25 protein-coding genes are annotated in these 26,273 nt (G+C 40.6%); 15 read left to right on the forward strand and 10 right to left on the reverse strand.

Annotated features, from left to right (window positions below; translation table 11 throughout):
- Nucleotides 1-4 precede the first annotated feature (4 nt).
- From NG55_RS16775 to NG55_RS16815, 9 genes are all read left to right on the forward strand, one after another.
- Nucleotides 5-1,255 (forward strand): MFS transporter, encoded by a 1,251-nt coding sequence (locus NG55_RS16775; RefSeq protein WP_065343875.1) that lies wholly within the window; start codon nt 5-7, stop codon nt 1,253-1,255.
- Nucleotides 1,256-1,536: 281 nt separating this feature from the next.
- Nucleotides 1,537-3,810, forward strand: a complete 2,274-nt coding sequence (locus tag NG55_RS16780) for a TonB-dependent receptor (protein ID WP_065343876.1) — start codon at nt 1,537-1,539, stop codon at nt 3,808-3,810.
- Nucleotides 3,811-4,123: 313 nt separating this feature from the next.
- Nucleotides 4,124-6,247 carry a bifunctional mannitol-1-phosphate dehydrogenase/phosphatase gene (gene mtlD / locus NG55_RS16785; protein ID WP_065343877.1) on the forward strand — a complete coding sequence of 708 codons (2,124 nt, stop codon included), beginning with the start codon at nt 4,124-4,126 and terminating at the stop codon, nt 6,245-6,247.
- An 84-nt stretch (nt 6,248-6,331) separates the two neighbouring features.
- Nucleotides 6,332-6,955, forward strand: coding sequence for a 2'-5' RNA ligase family protein (locus tag NG55_RS16790; RefSeq protein WP_065343878.1), 624 nt, complete (start codon nt 6,332-6,334; stop codon nt 6,953-6,955).
- A 2-nt stretch (nt 6,956-6,957) separates the two neighbouring features.
- Nucleotides 6,958-7,476, forward strand: a complete 519-nt coding sequence (gene cobU / locus NG55_RS16795; RefSeq protein WP_065343879.1) for a bifunctional adenosylcobinamide kinase/adenosylcobinamide-phosphate guanylyltransferase — start codon at nt 6,958-6,960, stop codon at nt 7,474-7,476.
- A 1-nt stretch (nt 7,477) separates the two neighbouring features.
- Nucleotides 7,478-8,548, forward strand: coding sequence for a nicotinate-nucleotide--dimethylbenzimidazole phosphoribosyltransferase (gene cobT / locus NG55_RS16800; RefSeq protein WP_065343880.1), 1,071 nt, complete (start codon nt 7,478-7,480; stop codon nt 8,546-8,548).
- On the forward strand, nt 8,538-9,143 hold the full coding sequence (locus NG55_RS16805) for a histidine phosphatase family protein (protein ID WP_065343881.1): 606 nt from the start codon (nt 8,538-8,540) through the stop codon (nt 9,141-9,143). The genes cobT and NG55_RS16805 overlap by 11 nt, the downstream gene beginning before the upstream one ends.
- Nucleotides 9,144-9,253: 110 nt before the next feature.
- Nucleotides 9,254-10,837 carry a histidine-type phosphatase gene (locus NG55_RS16810; protein WP_065343882.1) on the forward strand — a complete coding sequence of 528 codons (1,584 nt, stop codon included), beginning with the start codon at nt 9,254-9,256 and terminating at the stop codon, nt 10,835-10,837.
- Nucleotides 10,838-10,937: 100 nt separating this feature from the next.
- The gene (locus NG55_RS16815) at nt 10,938-11,681 is read left to right on the forward strand and encodes an adenosylcobinamide-GDP ribazoletransferase (protein WP_065343883.1); all 744 of its coding nucleotides are present in this window, start codon (nt 10,938-10,940) and stop codon (nt 11,679-11,681) included.
- A gap of 61 nt (nt 11,682-11,742) precedes the next feature.
- Here NG55_RS16815 and NG55_RS16820 read toward each other — a convergent pair whose 3' ends face one another.
- The 3 genes from NG55_RS16820 to NG55_RS16830 form a co-directional block, all read right to left on the reverse strand.
- A complete protein-coding gene (locus tag NG55_RS16820; protein WP_065343884.1) occupies nt 11,743-13,206 on the reverse strand; it encodes a PepSY domain-containing protein in 1,464 nt (487 codons plus the stop codon).
- Between the two features lie 3 nt (nt 13,207-13,209).
- Nucleotides 13,210-15,321 carry a TonB-dependent receptor gene (locus NG55_RS16825; protein ID WP_065343885.1) on the reverse strand — a complete coding sequence of 704 codons (2,112 nt, stop codon included), beginning with the start codon at nt 15,319-15,321 and terminating at the stop codon, nt 13,210-13,212.
- 73 nt (nt 15,322-15,394) lie between these two features.
- On the reverse strand, nt 15,395-15,898 hold the full coding sequence (locus tag NG55_RS16830) for a hypothetical protein (RefSeq protein WP_065343920.1): 504 nt from the start codon (nt 15,896-15,898) through the stop codon (nt 15,395-15,397).
- A gap of 119 nt (nt 15,899-16,017) precedes the next feature.
- Between NG55_RS16830 and NG55_RS16835 the strand changes: the two genes are divergently transcribed.
- On the forward strand, nt 16,018-16,836 hold the full coding sequence (locus NG55_RS16835) for an AraC family transcriptional regulator (protein ID WP_065343886.1): 819 nt from the start codon (nt 16,018-16,020) through the stop codon (nt 16,834-16,836).
- A gap of 24 nt (nt 16,837-16,860) precedes the next feature.
- On the opposite strand, the gene NG55_RS16840 is transcribed toward NG55_RS16835, so the two are convergent.
- From NG55_RS16840 to NG55_RS16850, 3 genes are all read right to left on the reverse strand, one after another.
- Nucleotides 16,861-17,463, reverse strand: a complete 603-nt coding sequence (locus NG55_RS16840) for a LysE family translocator (protein WP_065343887.1) — start codon at nt 17,461-17,463, stop codon at nt 16,861-16,863.
- A 141-nt stretch (nt 17,464-17,604) separates the two neighbouring features.
- The gene (locus NG55_RS16845) at nt 17,605-18,696 is read right to left on the reverse strand and encodes a 3-deoxy-7-phosphoheptulonate synthase (protein WP_004653380.1); all 1,092 of its coding nucleotides are present in this window, start codon (nt 18,694-18,696) and stop codon (nt 17,605-17,607) included.
- A 118-nt stretch (nt 18,697-18,814) separates the two neighbouring features.
- The gene (locus tag NG55_RS16850) at nt 18,815-19,702 is read right to left on the reverse strand and encodes a sulfite exporter TauE/SafE family protein (protein ID WP_065343888.1); all 888 of its coding nucleotides are present in this window, start codon (nt 19,700-19,702) and stop codon (nt 18,815-18,817) included.
- Between the two features lie 217 nt (nt 19,703-19,919).
- On the opposite strand from NG55_RS16850, the gene NG55_RS16855 reads away from it, so the two are divergent.
- Nucleotides 19,920-20,288: a hypothetical protein gene (locus tag NG55_RS16855; RefSeq protein ID WP_065343889.1), complete on the forward strand. Its 369-nt coding sequence runs from the start codon at nt 19,920-19,922 to the stop codon at nt 20,286-20,288.
- Between the two features lie 36 nt (nt 20,289-20,324).
- Complete coding sequence (locus tag NG55_RS16860; protein ID WP_016540212.1) at nt 20,325-20,516, forward strand: hypothetical protein; 192 nt, start codon at nt 20,325-20,327, stop codon at nt 20,514-20,516.
- Nucleotides 20,517-20,572: 56 nt separating this feature from the next.
- Here the strand turns inward: NG55_RS16860 and NG55_RS16865 are convergent, their stop codons facing one another.
- The 3 genes from NG55_RS16865 to NG55_RS16875 are packed head-to-tail and all read right to left on the reverse strand — an operon-like array spanning nt 20,573 to nt 22,703.
- Nucleotides 20,573-20,851, reverse strand: a complete 279-nt coding sequence (locus NG55_RS16865) for a DUF1634 domain-containing protein (protein ID WP_065343890.1) — start codon at nt 20,849-20,851, stop codon at nt 20,573-20,575.
- Nucleotides 20,848-22,407: a PepSY-associated TM helix domain-containing protein gene (locus tag NG55_RS16870; RefSeq protein ID WP_065343891.1), complete on the reverse strand. Its 1,560-nt coding sequence runs from the start codon at nt 22,405-22,407 to the stop codon at nt 20,848-20,850. Before NG55_RS16870 ends, NG55_RS16865 begins: the two co-directional genes overlap by 4 nt.
- 2 nt (nt 22,408-22,409) lie before the next feature.
- Nucleotides 22,410-22,703, reverse strand: a complete 294-nt coding sequence (locus NG55_RS16875) for a hypothetical protein (RefSeq protein WP_065343892.1) — start codon at nt 22,701-22,703, stop codon at nt 22,410-22,412.
- A gap of 248 nt (nt 22,704-22,951) precedes the next feature.
- On the opposite strand from NG55_RS16875, the gene lpxB reads away from it, so the two are divergent.
- Entirely contained in the window at nt 22,952-24,130 is a 1,179-nt protein-coding gene (gene lpxB / locus NG55_RS16880) for a lipid-A-disaccharide synthase (RefSeq protein WP_081409013.1), read from the forward strand.
- Between the two features lie 42 nt (nt 24,131-24,172).
- Here the strand turns inward: lpxB and NG55_RS16885 are convergent, their stop codons facing one another.
- Nucleotides 24,173-25,042 (reverse strand): DUF2797 domain-containing protein, encoded by an 870-nt coding sequence (locus NG55_RS16885; RefSeq protein ID WP_065343894.1) that lies wholly within the window; start codon nt 25,040-25,042, stop codon nt 24,173-24,175.
- A 36-nt stretch (nt 25,043-25,078) separates the two neighbouring features.
- Between NG55_RS16885 and NG55_RS16890 the strand changes: the two genes are divergently transcribed.
- Nucleotides 25,079-25,540: a DUF6231 family protein gene (locus tag NG55_RS16890; RefSeq protein WP_016540206.1), complete on the forward strand. Its 462-nt coding sequence runs from the start codon at nt 25,079-25,081 to the stop codon at nt 25,538-25,540.
- A 118-nt stretch (nt 25,541-25,658) separates the two neighbouring features.
- On the forward strand, nt 25,659-26,273 hold the full coding sequence (locus tag NG55_RS16895; protein ID WP_065343895.1) for a YidB family protein: 615 nt from the start codon (nt 25,659-25,661) through the stop codon (nt 26,271-26,273).

Genomic DNA, 26,273 nt, shown 5'->3' on the forward strand with positions numbered 1-26,273 from the left:
TTAGATGCCTTTTCTTTTGATGATTTTGATGATGAACAATAATCTAAAATTTTTAGCTTTAGCTGCTTTGATCAATGGAACTTGTTTTTCCATGATTCTCCCTTTATTGGCTCCACTGACTCGTCAATTACATTTATCTGAATTTCAAGGTGGTGTGATTGTTTCAGCAGGGGCAATCTGTATGGCATTAGCATCGATTTGGATTGCGAAAAATAAAAGCAATCAGTCTCCTAAGCAACTCGTCAATTATGGTTTTTGGGGAATGACTTTTACTTGGGCTATTTTTACCCTGATTTTGTATTTTGGAACAAAGGCCATTTTACCAACACTATTGATTTTTATTTTGCTGGTACTGAGTCGTGCTTCTACAGGCATTTTTATGGCTTTGCCACAAATTGGTCTGCAAAGCTATGTAATGACACATGCGAGTGAAGCCGCTGATCGTAGTAAACAGATGGCTATGTTTGGCGCAATGAATAGTTTTGGCATGATTGTTGGTCCATTTGCAACCTCTATTTTATTGTTTGGCGGTTTACTTTTTCCGATGTGGATTGCAGTGGCCTTACTGGGTTTGGTGAGTATTGCGCTTAGCATCCTGTTTAGTAAAATCCCAAAAAGCCAAACTGATAGCTCTAAGTTTGAACAAGAAGAAAAGAGTACCACCGAGCATGAGTCGATTCTCAAACAAAGTTTTATTTGGTTAGTTCTTGGTTTTGCGACATATGTTGCGATTGTGACCTTGAATATGACGGCTGGTTTTTATATTCAGGATCGGTTTTATCTCAGTAGCCAACACAGTGCGATTTATTTCTCTCAATGTATGTTAGTGGTTGGAGTCTGTCTGGTACTGACGCAGCTTTTAATTGTGAAAGTCTTACAACTTAAATTAAATAGTTTAGTGATTATTGGTTTAGTCACCATGTGTTTTGGCTTATTACTTTCACTCTATGCACCTACAATTTTTGTATTTCAGGCCAGTTATATTTTTTATGGGGTTTCTGTGGCATGTTTATTACCAGCATTTACCACAGGCGCTGCTCAGGCCGTATCACAACAATCACAAGTTAAAATGGCAAGTTTTTGTACGGCAACACAGGCATTGGGTTTAATTGTTGGTCCTTTACTTAGTACATTCCTGTACCGTTTTAACACTCATTTTCCATTTTATTTACTCTTATTTTTAATGTTATTCATTGGATTGTACTTTTGCTGGTTTTTTATACGCCAACAGCAAAAGTATCTTTTAGTCGAGTAAATGAGTCAATAATGTCTATTTTCGTATTTGTCGGGCAAATACCGCTATTTAACGTTTTATTCATGCTTGGCTGATCATTGTGATGCAAAAGGTTTGTTGTTTATAAGATTGATGCAACCATTTAAATAGATTTAACAGGGTGGTGATATTAACAACTTAACGAAATGAATATAGATAAGACATCTTGTTTAAAATGATTCTCATTATTATTTTTATTTAGTATTATAGCCTGCCTTTTGGATATTTTTTGAGTGATATTCGGGTCTTGGAGAAAAGAGAAAATGACAGCCAATAATGAGTTTAGGGCAAAACTAGCCCTGTTTAAAATGACACCATGTTATCTTGCTGTTATGGCAATGTTTGTACAACATGCGAATGCAGAAAATGCTGCTGTAGTTGAGTCATCACAGAAACCTGTCGCACAGTTAGAAAAAATTGTTGTGACTGCAACCCGTACACCGAAAAATATTGCAGAAATTGCAGGGACAGTACAGACCATTGACCAAGCACAGATTGCACAGCAAGCTATAGCAGGGCGAAAAGTTGCAGATGTACTGGCACAACTTGTTCCATCACTCGCACCAAGCAGCGGTAATACCAGTAATTATGGTCAAACCATGCGTGGGCGTAATGTTTTGGTAATGATTGATGGTGTTTCACAAACAGGTTCACGAGATGTTTCGCGTCAGCTAAATAGTATTAGTCCAAGCATGATTGAGCGTATTGAGATTATCTCAGGGGCGACCAGTATTTATGGCTCTGGCGCAACGGGTGGTATTATTAATATTATTACCAAACGTGCGGACACCTCAAAACCGTTGAGCTTTGAATCCAAAGTTGGGATTACTTCTTCGGATACATTTAGAGGTGATGGTTTAGCATATGAAGTGGGGCAATCGGTTTCCTTTAGTCAAGGCAATGTGGATGGTTTTTTAGGCGCAAACTTTACCAGTCGTGGTTCTCAGTTTGATGGGAATGGGGATCGAATTTCTTTAAGTCCTTGGCAAGGTAGCACCATGGATACGGATACCCTCGATGTAAATGGACGTTTGAATTTCAATCTAACAGATAAACAAAGCCTAAGCTTTGGCGCACAATACTATAAAGACAAACAAGAGACAGATTACGGCCCTGATTATTCATACTTACCGACAACGGGGACAAGTAATGACATGGGAGCCCCAAGCTATAAAGCAATTAAAGGCTTGAAATTGAGTGATCATCTATTTACTGAACGCTATGCAGTAAATTCGCAGTACCAAAATCAAGATTTTTTAGGCCAAGTACTCAATGTTGAAGCTTACTACCGTAATGAGAAAGCAAGATTTTTCCCTTATGGTTTAACAACCAAAGCTGTAACTTCAGTGAATCAATCTCAATCAGAAGTTAAAGTTGCGGGTTTACGATCAACCATGCAGTCAGACTTTAATATTGCAGATAGAGAGCTAAAACTGACCTATGGCCTCGACTATGATTGGGAAAAAGACGAGCAGTATATTGATATCTTGGCGACGAAATACCCATATTTAGTTTATACGCCAACTGGTGTACGCAAAGGATACGGTCCTAACACAGAAATTCAAAATATTGGCACCTTTGTACAAGGTGACTTTGCTGTGAATGACCAATTGAATATTCAAGCAGGTATTCGCTATCAATATATTCAGGCAGATACCGATGCTTATATTCCAAGTCGTGAGTCTGTAACAGTCCCTGCAGATTCAACACATGACGATAAACCGCTATTTAATTTAGGTGCGGTTTATAAGCTCAACGATACTCAGCAAGTTTATGCTAACTTTTCTCAAGGTTTTAGCTTTCCAGATGTACAGCGTATGCTCCGTGACGTATCAACCTACACGGTTTCAACATCAAACCTTCAGCCGATTACGGTAAATAGTTATGAGTTAGGTTGGCGTTTAAATCAGGATGATGGTCTCAACCTTGCTTTAACCGGTTTTTATAATACCTCTGATAAAACGGTACAATTTAATAACCGAGCAGCAAAAATTGTAGACACTGATCAACGTGTATATGGAGCAGAAGCAACCCTAAGTTATCCATTTATGGACAGCTACAAGGTTGGTGGTACTTTGGGATATACTCGTGGTCAATATAAAGATGCAGCAAATCAATGGCATGAACTCAATTCATTTGCAGTTTCTCCAATCAAAGGAACGTTATTTGCTGAATGGGACAACAATGAAGGTTATGGTGTTCGCGTTCAGATGCAAGCAATCAAGGGAAGCAACAAGGCTTATAATGATGATCGTGAACTTGTTGCTCGTGCAAATGCAAGCCAAGATGCCGCATTCCAAGCTGCTGTCAAAGCAGATGCGAATAGTGCAGCAAAAATTAAAGGCTATGCGACTATGGATGTATTAGGACATGTTCCTGCCTGGAAAGGCCGCGTAGATTTTGGTGTATATAATGTTTGGGGTCTCCAATACAATACTGTATTCGCACAACAAGCTGCAGTATCAAATGGCAATCCATTACTTGCGATTCCAGCTGAAGGCCGTACCTATGGTCTAAGCTATACTTTTAACTATTAACTAATTGATATCAAAAAATATCCGTCATCGCTACGGATATTTTTTTGATACTTTATATCTGTATATTTTAATAGCTGTTTTTTAATGTCTTTCTGATTTTCGTCAACCAAATTATGATTTCTAGGTGAAAAAACGTTCATTGTTTTCCTCATAATGCAAGTATTCTGACTATTTCAATCGAATATAGCTGAGAAAAATAGCCTTGTTGTTTATTTTTTAATCAAATTTATTTCATTTATTGACGTTTTGGATTTTAGCCAATTTTTTTATGTACCCTATAAAACGTCATAACAAGATAGATAAAGGAGTAAAGATGCTTATTTTTCATGATTATCCTGTTCAAGGAGCGCTTTTTGACATGGATGGAACAATGTTTGATACCGAGCGTTTACGCTTCCAGACATTGAAACAGGCATCAAAAGAGCTGATTGGACAGGAATTTTCAGATGAATATTTGATGCAGTGTCTAGGGTTGAGTGCGAAAGCATCTGAGCAGCTAGCACAAAAGTTTTACGGTGCAAATGTTCCCTATACTGCCATTCGCAAACGTGCAGATGAAGTTGAATTAGAGTTTGTCCGTAACAATGGCGTGCCGATTAAAAAAGGCTTGGTACAAGTCTTAGAGCGTCTAAGAAAATCAGGCTTAAAAATGGCAGTCGCGACTTCGAGTCGTCGAGCGATTGCAGAAGAATATTTAATTAACGCGAATGTTTATAAGTTTTTTGATCTTTTGGTCTGTGGGGATGAAGTTGAAAAAGGCAAACCGCATCCAGAAATCTTTTTTAAAGCCGCACAAAAACTAAACTTACAACCGCAACAGTGTCTGATGTTCGAAGATTCTGAAAATGGAATTTGTTCAGCCTATGATGCAGGCGGAATTACCATTTTATTTAAAGATATAAAAGAACCCAACGATCATATGCTCTCGAAAGCAAACTTCTATTATTCTGATATGTACGAATGTTTGAATGCTTTAGATGAGTTTATTCCCGAAATGGGCATGCCACAGTTACAAGAGTTATTTCCACAAAGTTCTAACCAGTTGACTGTTGGGATTCATGGTTTTGGTGCCATTGGTGGTGGCTATATTGCACAAATCTTGTCGTATTGGGATGGTTATACACGACCAAAACGCATTCTGGCCTCAACCCGAAATCGTCTATATCTAGAGTCAGTCAATAGTTTCGGCAGCTATAGCATTCGCTATGGTCAGTCTTCTTATGATGAGCGTATTGATAATCTCACAGTGATTGATGCCGACAATGAACAGCAGATGTTAGAAATGTATATGCAATCTAGCCTGATCGCACTGTGCTTACCAGAACAAGCGATTGAGTCTGAGGCAAAAATCATTGCGAAGGGATTATTGGCTCGTTTCATGTCAGCAGATGCAGACAACAATGAGCCGATTACTTTTTTGATTATTTTAAATAAAGTCTGCGCAAAATATTTGGTCTTGAAACATATCCGTGAAGCTTTATTGGAATTGACGGATGAGGATATTGCCGAACATATTTTAAGTGAACATTATTTTTGCGATACCGTGGTCAATCGAATGGTATCCAAGCTTACCGATCAGGCCCTATATCGTCAGCTCAATATTAAGCATAACCTGTTCAAACAATATCAAAATGACCTCAATCCAGAAACGATTGAGTTGTCAGATGAAACTGCGTTGACTGAAAAGCAGGAACAGCAGATCACACATTGTTTAGAAGATATGCGCGGACAGTTTCAAACAGGGCAATTCCTACAAAATATGGATCTGATCTTGTTCCATAGTGAAACGGATATGCCGATTTATGTGGAAAATCGTAGCCCGTTATTAAGCAAAATGCGTCAAATGATTTTAGTGGATCAGATTTCTGAGATTCAAATCATTAAGAACCGTCTATGGAATGGCTGTCATGCCATGTTGGCGTGGTATGCCAGTGCACTTGGACATGACACCATTGGTATCGCCATGGCGGATCCAAAAATCATGAAATATGCAGAGCAGGTGGTTAACGAAGTTAAATTGGGTCTAGCCAATATGATTCCCAATCAAGCCAAAGAACTGGACCGAATGGCGGAAAGTTTCCTGCATTCTTGCCGAGCGGCCTATAAAGATCCTTGTGAACGTGTAGCTCGTGATCCGCTTAGAAAACTCAATCTGAATGAGCGCGTATTAGGCAGTTTAGAATGTCAGGTGCAACAACAGCTTCCTTATCAAAAGCTGATACAAGGTGCAATTTATGGCTATGCCTATGCCTTGAAAAGGCTTGGGCTGGATGAGATTAAGATTGTAAAACATGTCCAGACCAATATTGAACATATGGACATCACTGAAAATCAGAAAAAAGCCTTATTAAACCAGCTCTATCACGGGATTCAGGCGGAACTCAATGACAATGCATTCATGTCACAGTTGGAGGAGTTGAAACCTCTAATGGCATAAACATCAGTGCTCACGGTGAATGCAGCTTAACTTTGATCTGGGTTTATGTTTGAATAACACAACCTTAAACAGAATGCTGAAGTTGTGTTATTACAAGCAGACACCCAGTTGATTGCGACCGAAATATGCGATTATCCTGAATGGCACAAAGGTCGTTCAGATTATGGGCTTTGGTATATTGAGATTGATCAACCTGAGTTGATTCAATATTTAGATGAAATTCAAGCACAATTTTCTGATCTATTGCTTCCTGCACAGCAACGCCAATATCACATTACTTTATTTGTCAGTGGTTTCTTGCAGCCTGCTGTTGAGCAATACGACGATGATTTTCAGATTCAACAATTACAGCAGCAGATCAAACGGATCAAAGCATTACAGCTGACAGCTTTTGAGCTGGAAATCACACAAATTGATAGCTTTAGCAGTGCCTTGTTCCTACAGATTCAAGATCATCAGGGCGTACTGGCCCAAATTCGTCAGCAATTTGCATATGTATCGGGAGAGGTTGCTGCACTTGAATATTGTCCGCATATTACTTTAGGTCTGTATCGTGAAGCTTGGCTGAGTGATATTGTACTGGAGCGGATACAACAACTTTCGTTAAAAACCATGAAGATTCAGGTCAAAAAACTGACTTTCGGCTATTATAAGGCACAGATTTTACAGGGATTACTGTATCCTTATCAGCAAATTGAACTAGGTTAGATATGTTGCAACTGATTTTAGGTGGGGCGCGCTCTGGTAAAAGTCGTTTGGCAGAACAAACCGCCAAAGAGACAGGTTTATCCGTCATTTATATTGCAACGGCGCAGGCCTTAGATGCAGAAATGCAGCAGCGTATTGCGCATCATCAACAGCAACGTCCAGCCCATTGGCAGGTACTTGAAGAACCGATTTATCTGGCAGATCGACTCTTGCAATGCGATCAGGCCAATCAGTTGATTTTGGTCGATTGCTTAACCTTGTGGCTCAGTAATCTGTTATTGGCTGAAGACCCAAGCTTACAGCAACACCAGATGCAAAAACTATTCGAGGTCTTAGCACAACTACAGTCTCAAATTATTTTGGTCAGTAATGAAACTGGGCTTGGAGTGGTACCGATGGGGGAAATCAGCCGTCGTTTTGTCGATGAAGCAGGGCGTTTGCATCAGACCTTGGGGCAACTCGCCAATAAAGTCATGTTTTGTGTGGCAGGCTTTCCAATGATTTTAAAAGATGAGAAATAACATGACTGAACAAGCGCAATGGTTTTTAGCTGCCGTACAACAACCAGATTTGGAAGCCAAACAACAAGCTGAACAACGTCAACTGCAATTGACTAAACCCACAGGTGCTTTGGGGCAACTTGAGCAGCTAGCCATTCAATTGGCGAGCTTACAAGGCACGGTCCATCCGCAGATTCAGCAGCCTTGGATTACCATTTTTGCGGGTGATCATGGTGTTGTGGCCGAAAATATTTCGGCTTATCCGCAAGCCGTGACTCGTCAAATGCTGCAAAATTTTGCCTCAGGTGGTGCAGCTATCAGTGTGATTGCCAAACATCATCATGCACATTTACAAGTGGTGGATTGCGGTACAGTGGGTGATACCTATGATTATGCAGGGGTTGAGCGCCATTGTATCCGTGCAGGTACAGCCAATTTCGCTCAACAAGCAGCAATGACGGAACAGGAATGCTTAGCGGCATTACAACTGGGTAAAGACAGCGTTGATCGTGCCAAAGCTCAAGCTGCCGATATTTTTATTGCAGGGGAAATGGGGATAGGAAATACCTGTTCAGCTTCAGCACTGGCATGTTTGTTGTTGCATGAAGATGCCGCACAACTAACTGGGGTGGGTACAGGAATTAATTCCCAACAGTTACAGCATAAGATTGCTGTCATTGATCAAGCGGTGAAGCGACATCAAGTAGATGTTGCTGACGATGCTTTAAAAATCTTGGCTGCAGTAGGTGGTCTAGAAATTGCGGCCATGACTGGCGCTTATATCCGCTGTGCGCAAATCGGTTTGCCAATTGTGGTGGATGGTTTTATTAGCTCGGTTGCAGCCTTGTGTGCGGTACGTATTCAACCCCACAGTCGCGCATGGATGTTGTTTGGACATCAATCAGCTGAGTATGGACATCAAAGTGTCTTAAAAGCATTGGGTGCACAACCTATTTTAAGCATGAATTTGCGTTTGGGTGAAGGTAGTGGTGCAGGAGCTGCACTATCTATGTTGCAACTGGCTTGTGTTCTGCATAATCAAATGGCCACCTTTGCCGAAGCTGCGGTTACGGGTGATAAAGTTGCACCTTGATTTACTGCGGCATGGTGAAACGACACTCAGCCATACCTTACGTGGACATTTGGATGATGCACTTACTGAACAAGGTTGGTTGCAAATGCAATCCACCATTCAGCAGCATCTCGAAGCTCAAGTACAATGGGATGTAATCATCAGTTCACCATTACAACGCTGCCAAAAATTTGCGGCAGCACTGGCGCAACAACTTGAATTACCTTTGCTGCTCAATGCAGAAATTAAGGAAATGTATTTTGGCGATTGGGAAGGTATTGCCACGCAAACCATTTATGAAACAGCACCTGAGCGATTGGCTAACTTCTGGCAATTTCCAACCCGATATCATGCACCCAATGGGGAGTCGTTGCATCAATTCCAGCAACGTGTCATACATGGTTTTGATGAAATTTATACTCAAATGCAGCAGCATCATTGGAATAGGGCTTTGGTGGTGACACATGGTGGGGTGATTAAATTACTCACTTGTTTGGCGCGTCATCATAAGTTAGATGATCTATTAAGCATGCCCGCAGAGTTAGGAAAGCTATATGCTTTAAACTTAACTCAAATTGAAAATAAAATTCATTTTTCTGAAAAGACAGCAACTTAGCAGCGATAAAATCTTATTCTATTTCCAGTATTTGCTTGGGTCTTGTAATCGAACTGTCATTGCCACTGCCTATGATACAGGGCATTTCTTGACCTATAAGCAAATCATCCATGAATATATTATTGAAAAGCAGTGTGTTATGCGCAAGCATTGTATTGGCGGCATGTAATAACGACAATCACGTAGAATCGCAAAATCCGCCAGAAACCAATACTGCATCAAAATACTATCAGACCAAAACCCCATACCAACCGCAACAAGATCTCAAAAAATATGAAGCCATTCCGCAAGGTTTTCAGCCTGTATTTACAGAACTGGTTGCACGTCATGGTTCTCGCGGCTTATCTAGCATTAAATATGATTTAGCGCTGTATAACCTATGGAAGCAGGCCAAAGCTGAAAATGCACTTACCCCTTTAGGCGAAAAGCTGGGGGCAGATTTAGAAACTATGATGAAAGCCAATATTCTTCTGGGTTATGGTGTAGATGGCATCCGTCAGTATGGCTATGGTAATGAAAGCATGCAAGGTATTCAGGAGCATCGTGGTATTGCTGATCGTTTATTGCAACGGCTTCCAACTTTGTTCCAAAGTGCAGCACAGCAATCATCATCAATTTTAGTGCAAAGTTCAGGTGTGGATCGTGCCGTAGATAGTGCCAAGTTTTTTACTGCAGAATTGATTCAACAGCAGCCACAATTGAAGACACACATTTCTCCAGTCTCTTACACCAGTTTAGCCAGTAGCAGTGTGCCATCAATTGAAGATGGTGGGGTAGATCGTTTCAAACTCTATTTTCATAGTTTGAACAAAGAGCAAGATCTAGTACAACCTTTATCGGCGCAACAACAGGCGATTTACGATGCCAGCCAAGCCTATCAGCATTTTGAAGAGGATGATGCAGATTTGGTCAATAAATTAAATGAGCTTGTGAAAAATAGCCGCGCTGAACAGGTGGCAATGAGCGTGTTGAATCCGCTTTTTAAGCCTGAATTTATTAAGAAACTGGGAACAACGGGATATGTATTTAGCAATACCGGCTCTTATAGCGTCACGTCACCTAAAGGTGAAACCATTACTGAAAAAGGAAAGGGAAAAAATAGTATTGCCAGTGCTGTGGATGCAGCGGCCTATATCTATGAGTTGTATTCGATTTCAGGCGGTATGAAAACTGAACTGAAAGGGACTGATTTTGATCAGTATATGCCTGTAGATGCAGCAAAGTTCTATGCTGAATTTAACGATGCCAATGATTTTTATAGCAAAGGCCCAAGTTTTACTGAATCGAAGAATGTCACCAGTGCTATTGCCCAAGGTTTAAAACAGGATTTATTTAAACAGGTCGATGCGATTGTGGATAAACAGCAGTCACATCGTGCAGTATTACGTTTTGCTCATGCTGAAATCATTATTCCTTTGGCGACCAGTTTAGAGTTGCATAACATGATGCAGCCGTTACCGTTACGTCAAACTTATAGCTATAACACCAGCGCTTGGCGTGGTGAGACGGTGTCACCGATGGCAGCAAATCTACAGTGGGATATTTATCAAGATAAGCAAGGCACAACCTTGCTGAAAATGTTCTATAACGAGAAAGAAACCTTGTTTAAGTCGAGTTGTAACTATGCACGTTATAGCAATAACAGTTTTTATTATGATTATTTAAAGCTTAAACAATGTTATCAAATTCAATAATCTAAGATATTCGATCTTTTCATTTGGGAATAGCTTGCTATTCCCAATTTTATTTCTTCATAATCCATGCACGATGAACCAGATGTGATTGAGAGGTTGCATGACACCTTTTTGGATTGCCTTGCAGTTTTTGACCGTTTTACCGATTGAGCTCAAAACAATGCCAAGTGCCAAGCAGAATGGTCAGGCATTACTATTTTATCCTTTGGTTGGCTTGTTGCTTGGAATGATTTTATTTGCCTCAGCAATGCTGTTGGTAAAGCTTCCGACCATCTTGAGTGCAGCACTGATCCTCATACTCTGGATTTGGCTGACAGGTGGATTACATCTCGATGGTTTAGCGGATAGTGCAGATGCGTGGGTCGGTGGATTTGGTGATCCTGAACGAACCCTAAAAATTATGAAAGACCCCGCTTGTGGTCCAATCGGCGTGCTGAGTTTAGTCGTAGTATGCTTGCTGAAATTTGTGGCCTTATACGTTTTGCTCGAACAACAAATGGCTGCCTTTTTAATTGTCTTGCCTATGCTGGGGCGCAGTGTGCCACTGTTTTTATTCCTCACCACACCTTATATGCGTGCTCAAGGTTTAGGGCGTTCTATGACTGGTTTTATGCCAAAAAAGCAACTTTGGATGGTTTTTGTCATTACAATTGCATTGCTTTGTATGTTTAAATGGCTGGGTTTAGTCTCACTATTGGTTTTTTTACTGATGCTTTTCTATTTGCGTTCTGTATTTATTAAACGTATTGGCGGGATTACCGGCGATACGGTGGGTGCTGCGATTGAGTTGGCTGAAACTGGTGTGATTCTCAGTGCTGTGATTGCTTCATTCTATATTATTTAAAAAATTGACCACTTGATGTGGGGTGATCCTCCTGCAAACAGAAGGATCACTTTGAGTGATGTTAGCGTTTGCCCAATTGAACCCAGAAACCAAGCACAGCGAGTAAAGCAACCAACCCGGCAATCGTACCTAGGATGATATCTCGAAGCGTTTTATCTATTGGCAACCATGTCCATTTATGTAGATAAGCAAAACTAAATCCTTCTAAAGCATCTTGTTGCGTGACCTTAGTTGCAATTACGCCACTGCTGGGCTCAATATACAGTCTGAGTTGATTCTCTAACTGCGTTTCAACCTTAATCACGGGCAGACGCTTGTTGATAAACCCATATTCGCCTCCAAAACTTGTCACCCATGCGGCCTGTTGAACTTGTTCAGGTTGTAATCCTAAATAACTTGCAGCCAATTGTTTACTTTGTTTAAGAATATCAATCAGTTCACCATTACCAGCATCTACAAACTGAATCGCGGGAACTACTGTTTTAGTCGTGTGATGATCATGCTGCTTCGTTGCCGCCGTCATGCTGCCTTGTAATGGCTCTCGTCCGATGGCTTGAATCATCCAAGCTGCACGGCTATGTGTTTCTCTAAAGGATGTGGGAACAAGATCCAGCCGTTGAATAGGCTGTTGAGTGATGTGTTGCCATACTTCTGTAGTTAAATCAGCTGTATGGAAAACAGGTTGAATATTTTTAATATCGGGCTTTTTTTGCCAAATATGATAGAAACCACTAAGCACCCAAAGCAGAATAAAGACGCTTAAACTGATGCCTAAATAGCGATGCAGAAAGCGTATTGGTTTTTGCCCTAGACGATGATTGCGCCGATTGTGAATGTTAAAGAATAAGCTTATCCCCATAAAAATCATGCAGAGTATGCCAATCAAAGCCAGTTGCATAAGAACAGTTTGGCCTATCCAAGCTTGATCACCCCACGTCCATGTATGACCTAAGCGGAAGATTTTTGCCATCCACATCTTTTGATCATTGGAGAGTGTAGCCAATCGGGCTTGTGAAGGATCAACATAGGCCCGTAAACCATTTTGAAAATCAACCCGCCAAACAGGCAGCAAACGATTGACACTCTGATAATCATCACTGAATGTGGTGATGATTTGACTGGATACAATGTCCTGTTGCGATAAGCCTGTATACCAAAGTGCTAAACGTTGGGCATCCAATTGCTCCGCATTGGCCAGCAATTGACCTGTCTGACTATCATAATATTCAGCAATCTTTTGATTCGGTTGTAATACGCGATAGGCAATCTGCTGAGGTGTTAATTCAATCACCTGTAATGCTGAAAACTGTGCGATTTGATGTCGCTTTAAAACATCAGATGCTGCTAAGGCATGTGTTAAATCCAATTGTTGAGATGGGGGCATTCGTTTCACAGGTTGAGGTTGTGTTGCACTCATGATTGGATGCAACACACCTGTTAAAGACCAAAGTAAAACGAGAATGCCGAACACCATTCCAAAACGACGGTGTAAGGACAGTCGTTGTTTAAGTTGTCTGGCATTCATGGCTTATTTCCCAAAGTGGTAACTTAAGCCTAATAAATAGGTGCGTGGTGCAGCAGGTGTGTAGCTGGCCTGATTATTACTAAATGAAGTACTTTCCGCATAATGCTTATCTGTGGCATTCAGGATTTGTCCAAAAATTTCATAGGTATTTTTACGGTAATTGGCACGTAGATTCAGCAAAGTATGGCCATCATACTTTTCCGTGTTGGCATCATTAATCCAGTAAGGACCGACATATACCGCTTCCGCAGAAAGTAATAGTTCAGGTATGGGCTTGATCTGGTATTCAAGCGTGCCAAATGTTTTAGGTGCGCTTGGCATGGTGTTACCGCTGTAATCTAAAACGCTGGAAGGTTGAAACTGTTTATATTCATGTTTGGCAACACTGCCTGAGAGTTTTAAGCGCTGATCATAAAGCTCACTGAGCTTCCAAGTTCCCCCAATTTCAATGCCTTGATGTAAGGTTTTACCTGTATTGCGTGGCTCACGGGTATTGTCTGGCTTGGTATAGCTCATCACTTCATCTTCGCCTTCTAAGCGATATAGCGTGATTTCACCATCTAAGCGATCATCGAATAATTTAAAGCGCAGACCCGCATCAATATTCTCAAATGTGGCTTCTTTCAAGTCAGGTGTCACCAAATTTGCACCGTATAAACTGCTGACTTCGGGTGGGACAAAGCCCTGTGACCAATTGCTATATAGATCAATTGCTTGCGTTACGTTCCAGACAAAACCGAGTTGAGGGCTGGCCTTATGAAAATCACGTTTCTCATTTGGTGCACCTGTAATTTTTGATGGGGTTAATTTGTTTTCATAGTCATAACTAATCCAATCATAACGTGCGCCACCGACGAAATTTAAAGTCGGTAGCACTTGCCAATTGGCTTGCGCATAGACGGCCTGATTATTCACGTCTACATTAAAATCTCGTAGGCGTTGGCGTTGTTGATAACCGGTATACACCAAAGTGTTCGGATCACGGAAAACTTGAATATCATTGGTTTTGGCTTGGTTGGGAGAGTGTTCAGCCATCGCACCAACAATCAGTTTGACTTGATCAAAACTAATCGCGTGTTGAGCATTTAAACCATAAGACTGAAAGGCATTATAGGTAGTTTGTCCGCTATACGTGCCTGTCGGTTTGCCATTTTGGATATCAGTACGGATGTTATAACTTGGGTTTTGTTCAGTGGTATTGTCTCGATAATATAAGGTGACTTGGCTTTGTTGCTGATCATTCCATTGATGACTAATTTGAGAAGAAAGCCGTGTGGCATCCACTTCACGATAGGTAAAGGTTTGGTAGCTGTATCCAGGACGTTTGCGATAATCATCCAGATTTAAGCTACCCGTCATATCTGCTTTTAAATGGTTATAACTGACAATATTTTTAATTTGTGTGGCATCAGAGATGCGCCAGTCGTGTCTGAGCGTCACACTCTGTTTATTGCTTTCAGCATGGTCTTGCCAGCTATCACCACGATCACTGGCATAGGCTGAAATTCTTAAACCATGCTCGCCCCATTCGCTATCAAAGGTATTCGATGCACCCACATCGACACGGCGATATCCCTCAGAACTGGCACTGATGCCCAGATCTGCTGTTGCTGTCGCACTTGGAGCTTTGCTGAGGAAATTAATGGTTCCACCAATGGCATTGCTGCCATATACGCTACTGGCAGGACCGCGTAAAATTTCGATGCTATCAATACCCGCCAAATTCACTTCATATAAGGCATTGTGGTTAAACACGCCCACGGGACGAATTGAAATCCCATCTTCTAAATATTGATAAACAGCTGCTGTAGTAATGGGCTGGCGAATGGACATCATATGCTGTTCATTACCCAAGTCATTCATTAATACACCTGGGGTTTGATTCAGCACCTGTCCAATAAACGTTGCATGCTTATCTTCAATGTCCTTGCTGTTAATTTTACTGATCGCAGCAGGGGTATTATTAATCGATTCACCTTCACGACTTGCGGTCACAACGATGGTGGCTAAGGTTTTGGTCGCATCAGAGGGTACAGTTTCTGCAAGAACAACCGAGCTATAGCCAACAGACAGGCACGCAGCCGCAAGTACAGACAAACGGAATGGAGTATTCATTTTGAACTCTATAAAAAGCAATAAACGAGAATGCACCGCCGTCATTTACGGGGTACGAAGTAAAATTTGCGTTTTATAAAGCGAGTGGCGGGGCTTGTTTGATTGGAAAAATATAGAAGATACGGGCGATGTGCAGATCTTCTGTCCACGTATGGCACAGGCAGCGAACGCGACTGAACCAAGCCAGTAGAAATATAATAATGAATGCAATCAGCGGCATGATCGCAGCGGCATCTAGACCATGTGAGCAGAGAGGACAATGCTTCATAATTTGGCTGGCCAATGCATACACATGTTGAGCATATTCACTCAGCTGAGCATGTTTGGCATGTTGTAGCTGCGGTCCGTGATGCATGTCATGCATGCTGTGTTGATGATGACTTGAATGCGTCTGTGACATCAACGAGACATTTTGAATTTCTGTGACTTGGCAATGGCTTGGCATTGCATAAAGTGCAGGTACGACGCCTGTATGAACCATCGTTGGTAAGAAGATATGCCAGAGTAAACACAGCAAAGTAACCGCGCCGAAATAGGCACGCCACTTAAGCAAATGTTGACGAAAACTGGACTTCATATCAGCGATACGTCGTAGGAGAAATGAGGCAGCAGTATAATCAAAAAATGACTTATAGATCAAAGCAAAATTAAGGTATTCTGAGACTGCTGAATTCAATATTTTATAGGCAGATCAGCGTGTCAAAAATAGCAAATCAGTCCGATTGGATTGTTCGGGCTTCTGAGAGTGATCGCTTGGAAAGAATAGAAGCTTTCTTTTCTGATCATGCATATGAACCACACCAACATGATACCTTTGCGATTGGTCGTACCTTGTCTGGTGTACAAAGCTTTCATTATCGTGGTGAAGTCCGACATAGTCAGCATGGCATGACCATGGTGTTACATCCAGATGAAAAGCATGATGGCAGTGCGGGGACTCAAGAAGGCTTTCACTATCGAATGATGTATGTTGAACCTGCATTGATTCAAAAAATCATGAAAGGCAAACCGCTGCCTTTTTTCAAACATGGGCTGAGTGATGATCCACGGCTTTATCGTGTTACTCATACACTATTACAAAACATGCATGATCCATTGGATATTCTAGAAGAAGAAGATGCGTTGTATGACTTGGCAACAACTTTGTATGAAGTCTCAGGTCATGCGCCACGTTCAAGGCAGCGTTATGATTATATTGCGGCTGAAAAAGCCCGAGAATTTATTCATGCTTCACTAGATCAGAACATTAGTTTGGATGATTTAGAACAGAATATACAGCGTGATCGTTGGAGTCTTTCTCGAGATTTTCGATTGCTATTCGGCACCAGTCCGCATCGTTATATGACTATGCGTCGGCTAGATATCGTGAAAAGATGTCTGATGTACGGAGAGTCGCTGACGCAGGCTGCCATCATTGCTGGTTTTTTTGATCAGAGCCATATGACTCGGCATTTTAGCAAAGCTTTTGGGATTACCCCAGCAAGATGGAAACAGATTTATACACGTCAGAAATAAGCTGTGTTTGCAACTTAAAAAGCTCTAAATAAGATGCATACCTTTTAAGAAATCACTCAACATAAATAGACCTGAAATAATTAGGAAGATACCCAGTATTTTATTTAGATGATTGAGCCAAATTGGATTACTCAATTTTTTGCCAATTACTGATCCAGTAAATGAATAAAGCAACGGAGCACCCGCTGCACCAAGAGAAATGAGTAATGAAACAATGAGAATCAAGCTACCAGTGATATGTGCAGCAGGGTACATAATGGTGGTCACAGGTAAAATCACCAAAATCGCTTTAGGATTCAGACTTTGAATCCAGAAACCATTCCAAAAATTGAGGCTTTTGTGTTGGGTTTGATCTGTTTTTAATTCAGTATGCGCTGTCATCATTTTATAGGCGATATAAAAGGTATAAAGCGCCCCGATCAAGGCAATAAAATGCAAATACGCATGGGGAATCAATGCTGCACCTGCATAGCCAAATACAACAAATAGCATCAGCATGGAACAACCCACACCTGCAAAAAAGCCCAATGTTCGAGAGAACTGTCCTGTTAGACCCGCATTTAATCCCATAAAGTTCACAGGACCAGGGCTGTACATCACACTTAAGGTATAAAGAAAAATTTCCATGCTCAACCTAAATGAATCAATAACAAAGGATGATCAAAATAGGGTAAAGCGCTATGCGCTGTATTGTACGTTTGTGCAAGTTAGTCGAATCGACAAACAAAAAAACAGGCTCATAAGAGCCTGTTTTTTGTAAAGATTGAATTAACGTGTTGGTAAGACGTCTTTCAATGCTTCATGCATTTCGAGTAATGCTTTTTCTGTGGTTTCCCAATCAATACAGCCATCCGTCACTGACTTGCCGTATTCAAGATCACATAAGTTTTCAGGAATATCCTGACGCCCACCTTTTAAGTGACTCTCCACCATGATTCCGACAATTGATTTGTTGCCATCAAGGATTTGTTCTGTGATATTTTTCAAAACCAAAGGCTGTAAGTACGGGTCTTTGTTTGAGTTGGCATGGCTGGTATCAATCATGATCTTGTTGCTGACTTTAGCTTTTGCCAAAGCGGCTTCAGCCTCAGCAACTGAAGTGGCATCATAGTTCGGCTTGCCATTACCGCCACGTAATACCACGTGCGCATAAGGGTTACCTTTGGTATTGATAATCGCAACTTGACCGTTCTCATTCAGGCCTAAGAAGCTGTGACCATGTTTAACTGATTGCATCGCATTGGTCGCAACGGTTAAGCCACCATCGGTACCGTTTTTGAAGCCAACAGGAGATGATAGGCCTGAAGACATTTCACGGTGAGTTTGGCTTTCAGTGGTACGTGCACCAATTGCTGACCATGAAATCAAGTCTTGATAGTATTGTGGTGAGTTTGGATCAAGTGCTTCAGTCGCACATGGCAAACCTTTTTCATTCAGATCAATTAATAATCCACGACCGATATGCAAACCTTTTTCAATATTGAAAGAGTCGTTCATATCTGGATCGTTGATTAAACCTTTCCAACCAACTGTGGTACGTGGTTTTTCAAAATAAACACGCATTACTAGATATAAAGTGTCTTTTACTTTTTCGCTGAGCACTTTCAGGCGGTCAGCATATTCATGTGCAGCTTTAGGATCGTGAATCGAACAAGGGCCAATGACCACAAACAAGCGTTTGTCGTTGCCATCTAAAATGTTGCGTACAGTTGCACGTCCTTGTAACACAGTTTGAGAAGCAGCATCAGATAAAGGGAGGTCAGCTTTCAGTTCTGCTGGGGTAATCAAAGTTTGAATGCTTTTAATATTAACGTCGTCGATATCTGGCTGAGAAACTGGATTTGACTGTAGAGTATTCATTGCTGTCACAAATTCAATCGAAAGAAAAGGTTATTTTGTCTACGAATATAGCATGAAATGCCGATTGATTAACTAGCGAAAAGCATAATTTATGTAGAAATAATCGGCATTACAACGCTTAAACAGTTGTTGTTACATGCTTTGTTTGCTGAATCACAACAGCTTGGTGTGTTTCAACTGGCTTTGGTTTCGCCTTAATTGGGTTCACCATAAAGTTCACACCCAAGGCAAATAGGGTAATGCCTAGAATTTTACGGATTAGTCGTTCTGGCATACGTGAGCTGATGAGTGTACCGACAATAATGGCTGGAATTGAACCCACCAATAACCACATTAACAGGGTAAAATCGACATTACCTGAAGACATATGGCTTAGGCCAGCAACCGCTGTCAGTAATACCGCATGTACTACATCTGAGCCAATGATACGGATCATAGGAAGGTTTGGGAACATAAGCACTAAGGCCATGATACCGAAAGCACCTGCACCCACAGAAGATAAGGTCACAAAGATACCAAGCACGATACCCATAATCACAATGTAATGACGCTTGTGTTGCAATGCATGCTGTTCACTTTCCATATCCGCTTGTTCGCGGTTACGGAATTTGTCAAAGAACTTTTCAATTTGTGCTCGGAAAACAATTGAAATACCCGTCAACGTCAACATAAAGCCCAAGACCATAGTCAGAACAGCTTTATAATGCGTTGATTGACTGAGATAATGTTCAAGTACCCAAGAGGTTGCAAAAGAAGCTGGAATACTGCCTAAAGCGAGCCAGAGTACAATTGGCCAGACAATATTCAGTTTTTTTGCATGAACGACTGAACCACAGAATTTAGAGATTGAGGCATAAAGTAGATCAGTACCAATAGCAATATGCGGTTCGATCTTAAAAAGGCTAATCAGGATTGGAGTCATTAATGAACCGCCACCCACTCCTGTAATACCGACACAGAAGCCAACCAATACCCCAGCCATAATAAATTCTATAGGACCAAACATCGACAATATGCCTAATTATGCAAAAATCAGCATATCTTATGCTTTTTTTAGATAACTCGTTGTGATGAATAATGATTTGCTTATGCAAAAAAAAGCTAAAGAAAGGCGAATTTACCGCTTTTTAGATCAATTTTAATTCAGTTTGGCTTGCTTTATGAACGGTGATTGGTTTATTTTGAGATTGATACACGGATTGTATGTTTGATTATTTCGCCTTATGTCTATTTTCATTCGAAGCCTCATTTCATTGCTGATTGCTATGTGTTTTATCACCAATAGCTATGCAATGGCTGTGTCTGAAGTGAGTCAACCTGTTGTAGCGCAAGTCATGAAAAATCATGCTGCAATGTCAGATTGTGGAATGTCTACCATGACGAAGCATGACCCTATGGACAGTGGCAAAATAGATATATCGCATTGCCAAAAGAGTCTGTGCTGTGTCGTGGCAACATTTGAAGATAGCCCTCATTCCATCGAACGAAGCATACAATCGCTTAAAACAGCAAATTCAACTTATCTAGATCAACTGACTTTAGGCATTTATCAGTTACCTTATCGCCCTCCAAATCATGTCCTATTTTTATAAATTCAAATTTCTTATTTTTATTTCAAGGACATGATTATGTTTAATATTAAAACCATTTTGCTTTCAACACTTTTATTGGCTACAACTGTACCGGCTTTTGCTGCAGGTAATTGTTGTAAGGAAAAAGAGGCCGCCAATAAAAAAGAGTGTTGTGAAAAAAAGATGAAATGTTGTGATGACAAAGACAAAACTGCTGCTCAGGAAGATCATAGCCATCACGGGCATTAATTTTTAAGTAATAAAGCTATCCTTGGCAAAAGTTGAGGATAGCTGTTATAGCAAAATCATTTTAGTTTTTTAGTGGGTTTTAACTCATTCACAGATAACACCAATATAAAGGTCACTGGTGTGGCAAAGATCCACCAACTAATAAAGCCAATGGAACTACCATACTTTAAACAAAGCAGGCTACCTGCAATTAAGAAGCAGAGATAAGCTAAGACTCTAAGGTGTGTTTGATAGCGAATGAAAACCTGTTGTTTGGCTTTACTGACTTGCTTGGCGCTACATTTATACAGCAACAACATCCCGATGAAGGTCAATACAAGGCTCAACAGAATCATGCTTTAACCTCTTGTTGCTTCGCCAACTTGCTTTTAATTTTCTGAGCGGATTTCGCTTGAATCGGCTGAATATTTCTAAAAATAAACACGGCAAATAGGGCACAGACCAGCAGAAACAAATCAATTCGCAAGAATATCCAATAGCTATGTAAATCAGTGATTAACTGATGTTGAATCAAGTATACTAAGTTATAGATCGGTAGAATCAAAGCAATCAATCCGAAGATACAAATCTGTGATTTCCATAAATATTGTTTTTGGGTCAATAAAGCGATGATAAAGCTCAGTCCCCATACGCTGAAAAAGGTATAAATTTCATAGTTGGGTGTGGTTTCAGTGATATGGACCAATCGATTGGCGAATAGATAGCCGAGCATTGCCGTAGGAAGGCCGACAAAGGCTGCAACATTTAAACGATCCACCAGATAATAGCCGAAATGAAATTGATTCGATTTATTTTGAATCTGGCGCTTTAGGCTCCACAGTAATAGGCCAGACGCAATCATCAAACATCCCAGAATGCCTGAGCAAAAGAAAGCGAAGCGCAGTATCGGCTGAGCAAAAGTCGCCATATGTAGGCCATAAACACCTGCATTTAAGGTCGCAACAGCACTTTCATTTCGGGTATTCGCCAATACATGACCTTGACCATCAAAGGTGATTTGTGCCTGATTTAAGCTAATCGAACGATCTTCTAATTGCTTAAAGGTAATGATGGCTTGGTCTGTATTGGGATTTTTGACCTCAATCGATGCTAAGGCTTGATCTCCCCATTGTTGTTTTACTTTTTCTAATAAACTGCCAATCGGCAACATTTCCGCTTTTTTAGGTTCAGCTTGATGCGTTGTGCTTTTTTCAGTGGTTCTGATCTCAGTAAAATATTGAAAAGGATTCTCTGGATAAAGCTTTTGCATGCCCCAAGGCAAGTACAGATAAAAGAAAATCGCCAAGCCTGTAAAGGTAATGGTCAGGAAAAATGGCAATGCCAGTACAGAAGAGACATTATGGAAGTCCAACCAGGAGCGTTGCGATTTAAAGGTTCTGAGAGTAAAGAAATCGGTAAATATCTTCTTATGCGTGATAATCCCAGAGACCAAAGCAATCAGCATAATAAAGGCAGCGAGACAGGCAATCAGCCGTCCGACCATGATGGGAACACCATAGAGCTGAAAGTGGAAATTATAAAAGAAATCTCCGCCTTGGGTCGCTGAGAGTTTTAGCTCTTGCCCTGTATTGGCATCTAAACTACGGCTTTCATAGCCGCCGCTGGCTTGTTGCCAATACATTTTATTGACGGGTTCTTCATGATTGGCAATATTGAGATACCAAGATTTGGCATCAGCCGCATTTTTAGCTAAATAATCCGTTGCTGTACGGATAGCAGTGTCTTGATTAACTTGGTATTGCGCCAGTTGTGGCTGCATCCATAGATTAATCTGATGTCGATAATAGGAGCTGGTACCCATTAAAAAAATGGCAAATAAAAGCCAGCCAAAAATTAAGCCTGTCCACGCATGCAACCATGCCATTGATTGGCGAACGCCTTTATTTTGCATTTTTAATTTAAACCCACAGATAAGCCAAACAATGCGCCAGTCAAAACCAGACTGATCAAGCTGAGTTTGAGCAATGAATGCGTACAAAAACTCAAAATGATAAAGGCCAGATAAAAGAGAATTGAAATAAAGGCCGCAAGATAGATTGCCTCTGCCTTGTCTAATAAATGGCTAAACAATGAACCAAGTCCAAGGCTCAAATACATCATGCACACGTAGCCAAGAACAAAGCTCAGTACAAAGCGATAGAAAATGCTCAGTCGATAGACAAGCGAAACAGATGCAGATTTAGCCATAAAGGGTCTTGAAGCAAAAGAAGGGAGAAATAGATCACATATGGAAATGATTCTTGTTTATATTAAGTCTTAGCTGAATCTCAATCAATTCTTCATTCATCGTAAATCTAGATTGTATTTTGAATAATAAATGTCATCTTAGATCAGAACTGATGTTCACCAATCATGAACAATTTGCACGGTGTAGGGTGATTCGATGTAAAATCATTCTGTTAGAATCATTTAAACATTTCTGTGGGGCGTAGGTCTTGTTAAAGCAAAAACTAAAAATTGGTATCGTGGTGGGGGAAGTTTCTGGAGATACTCTAGGAGTGAAACTCATGCGCAGTTTTCGCGAACAGGGCATTGATGCTGAATTTGAGGGGATTGGTGGCCCACAAATGATTGCAGAGGGATTTCACAGTTATTATCCGATGGAAATTCTTTCGGTGATGGGAATTGTTGAAGTCCTTAAAGATTTAAAAAAGCTGTTTGCTGTGCGTGATGGTCTAGTTGAACGTTGGACTGAGCATCCCGTTGATATCTTTATTGGTATTGATGCGCCCGATTTTAATTTACGGCTATCTAAAACTATTAAAGAAAAACAGTTACCGATAAAAACTGTGCAATATGTCAGCCCGTCGGTCTGGGCGTGGCGCCAAGGTCGTGTTCATGGCATTAAACGCAGTATCGATTTGGTTCTGTGCTTATTTCCATTTGAAAAAACCTTTTATGAAAATTATGAGGTTGCCGCCGCTTTTGTTGGGCATCCATTGGCAAAGCAACTCCCTTTAAAAAATCCAATTACTGAAGCCAAACATCAATTGGGCTTGTCTGCACACAAAACCCATATTGCTTTATTACCAGGTAGTCGTCGTGGTGAGATTGAGCGATTATTGCCCTTATTGACTGGCGCTGCAGACATTCTGCATCGAAAGCATCCTGATCTGGAGTTTTTAATCCCTGCAATTAATGATGCGCGCAAGCATCAGATTGAACAAGGCATTCAAAATCTAGATGCGAGCTTGAAATCTAAAATTCATGTTTTGGAAAATAGCGATGCCGAGTCAAAAGTTGGTCGTATGGTGATGAATGCCAGTGATATTGTCGCTTTGGCCTCTGGTACCGCGACGCTGGAAGCAATGTTATTGCATCGTCCAATGGTGACTTTTTATAAGTTAAACTGGTTGACCTATCTGATTGCGAAATTCATGGTCAAAATTCCGTATTACTCATTACCGAATATTATTGCAGGTAAGAAAGTGATTGAGGAACTGATTCAGGCCGATGCAACACCACAGCATTTAGCCACTGAAATTGAACGTTTAATGGATCATGAAACGGCGCATATCCAAATGATGCAACATTTGAGTATGCATAAACAGCTTATTTCAGGTAATACCGAAGACCCCGTACAGGCGATTTTGAATTGTTTAAAAACGGGCTAAATAAAAAGGTGGCGATTAGGCCACCTTTTTTATGCATATTCTTCAGGCACGAAGGATTAGTTCATAACCTGTATATTTACGGATATTGATCACACCGATATCAAATAATAAGTATTGACCTTTGATTCCTTGCAATACACCGCGAATTTTTGGTGTTTTATCCAAATTCAGCGATTTAATCTTTTCAGGATAATGCTCAACCGGATAGATAAATTCACGTGGCGTTTCATCTTCCAAGAATTCCAAGCTCTCGTTAAATTCAAGGTTTTGATTGAATTCTTCACGGATGCTTTGAATTTTCGGAGCGAATTCTTCAAGAATTTGATCACGTTGCTCAAGCAGATTTAACGGTTTAGCTTCACCTTTCAGCAATTTGCGCCAGTCGGTTTTATCTGCGATTTGTGTACCAATTAACGTTTCCAAATGCCCAGACAAACGACGTGAACCGACTTTCATAATGGGTAAAGCTTGGGTTGCCCCTTGATCTAACCAACGGGTCGGCATATTGACAATACGGGTAATCCCGATCTTTAAGGCACTTGAATTGGCCAAATACACAATATGTGGTTGGAAACAAACATCATGTGCGAACTGGTCTTCACGACAGGTTCCCAAGTGATAATGGCAGGTTTCAGGTTTCATAATGCACAGGTCACATTCGGCCTTGGTTTTAAAACATTTAAAACAATGACCCTGCGAATAAGACTTCGGTGTTTTTGCGCCACAAGAGGTACAAAAGATATTGCCAGTCCATTCGATCTCAATTTCTTGACCTAAAACAAAAGGAAGGTCAGTTTCTGAACGATCTAATATAAATTTATATTCAACATTTGCCTTGCTTGTTGATTGATCAGTTACACTATGCGTTTTGAGCGCTGCATGCATTTTATGACAAATGCCTTGTAGTTCCATTAATAAACTCTCATCTTTCAATCAAGGGTTGCAGTTATGGCTGAACAAAATGTCATCACTTCTATGCTAGACGATTTATCTCAAGAACAGCCCATTCATACTGCACTTTGTATAGGTCAGCAGATTGACCAAAATGCTTCAATTCAATGGCATTATTTTAGCGTAACTGACTTTTTAAGTCTGCCATTTACGCAGCGTTATGATTTAGGTTTTGTATTATTTGATACAGAAGAAATGCAAAACATCACTGAAACGCAAAAATCACAGCTGTTAGTGAAGCTACGTGACCTGATGGCAAAACGAATTGTCGTGGTTAGTAAATTGGGTGATGAAAAATTATTGCGTTCGCTTGGTTTTACTCAATTGATTGATAAAACCACACATGGTAGTGATTTTGCTTTATGGCAATTTAATATTTTGACTTATAAGCATGTACCTGACTGGTTTAACTCCAAATTTTGGGCGAATCCTGAGAATTGGAATAAATTCCGCTGGTAAAATAATCAGGCTGGAAAGAGTTGCAAGTTCTTGCAAAATTTAACAATTTAACTTTGTTTTGTGCTTTCAAAGCAGCGTATGCTTTTTGCATAAATAATTCCAAAGGAAAGTTTAAGTCATGACTGATTTAACCAACATTGTTGAAATTTTAGCAAAGCAAGCTTTAGGCGGTCAGCAACAATCAGCCCAAGCGGGTGGTTTAGGTGGAATTTTAGGTTCTGTTTTAGGTCAACTTGGTGGGCAACAGCAAAATACTCAAAGCCAGCAAGGTGGCTTAGGTGGTATCTTGGGTTCTGTTTTAGGGCAATTGGGTGGTGGAAATACTTCAACCCAAAGTAATGCAACTGGTGGTAATACCGCACAAACTTTATTGATTGCAGTTTTACCATTGGTGTTAGCTTGGATTCAAAAACAAGGTGGTTTACAAGGTGCATTGGATAAACTAAAAAATGCCGGTTTATCGAATCAAGTGCAAAGCTGGGTAGATCCACAGCAACAAAATGCACAAGATGTGCCAGAGCAAAATATTCAAAGTTTATTTGATGACCAAGATGTAGAACAAGTTGCACAACAAACCCAAGCACCGAAACAAGCCATTTATGGTGCAATTGCTTCAGTATTACCGCAAGTGATTGACTCTTTAACACCGCAAGGCAGCAGTACCAATCCGCAAGAAGCCAACCAAGATATTCAACAAGTCTTGAATTTGGTGAGTGGTTTCCTTAAAAAGTAA

Origin of the sequence: Acinetobacter gyllenbergii (assembly GCF_001682515.1) — a bacterium.
Lineage (GTDB): Bacteria > Pseudomonadota > Gammaproteobacteria > Pseudomonadales > Moraxellaceae > Acinetobacter > Acinetobacter gyllenbergii.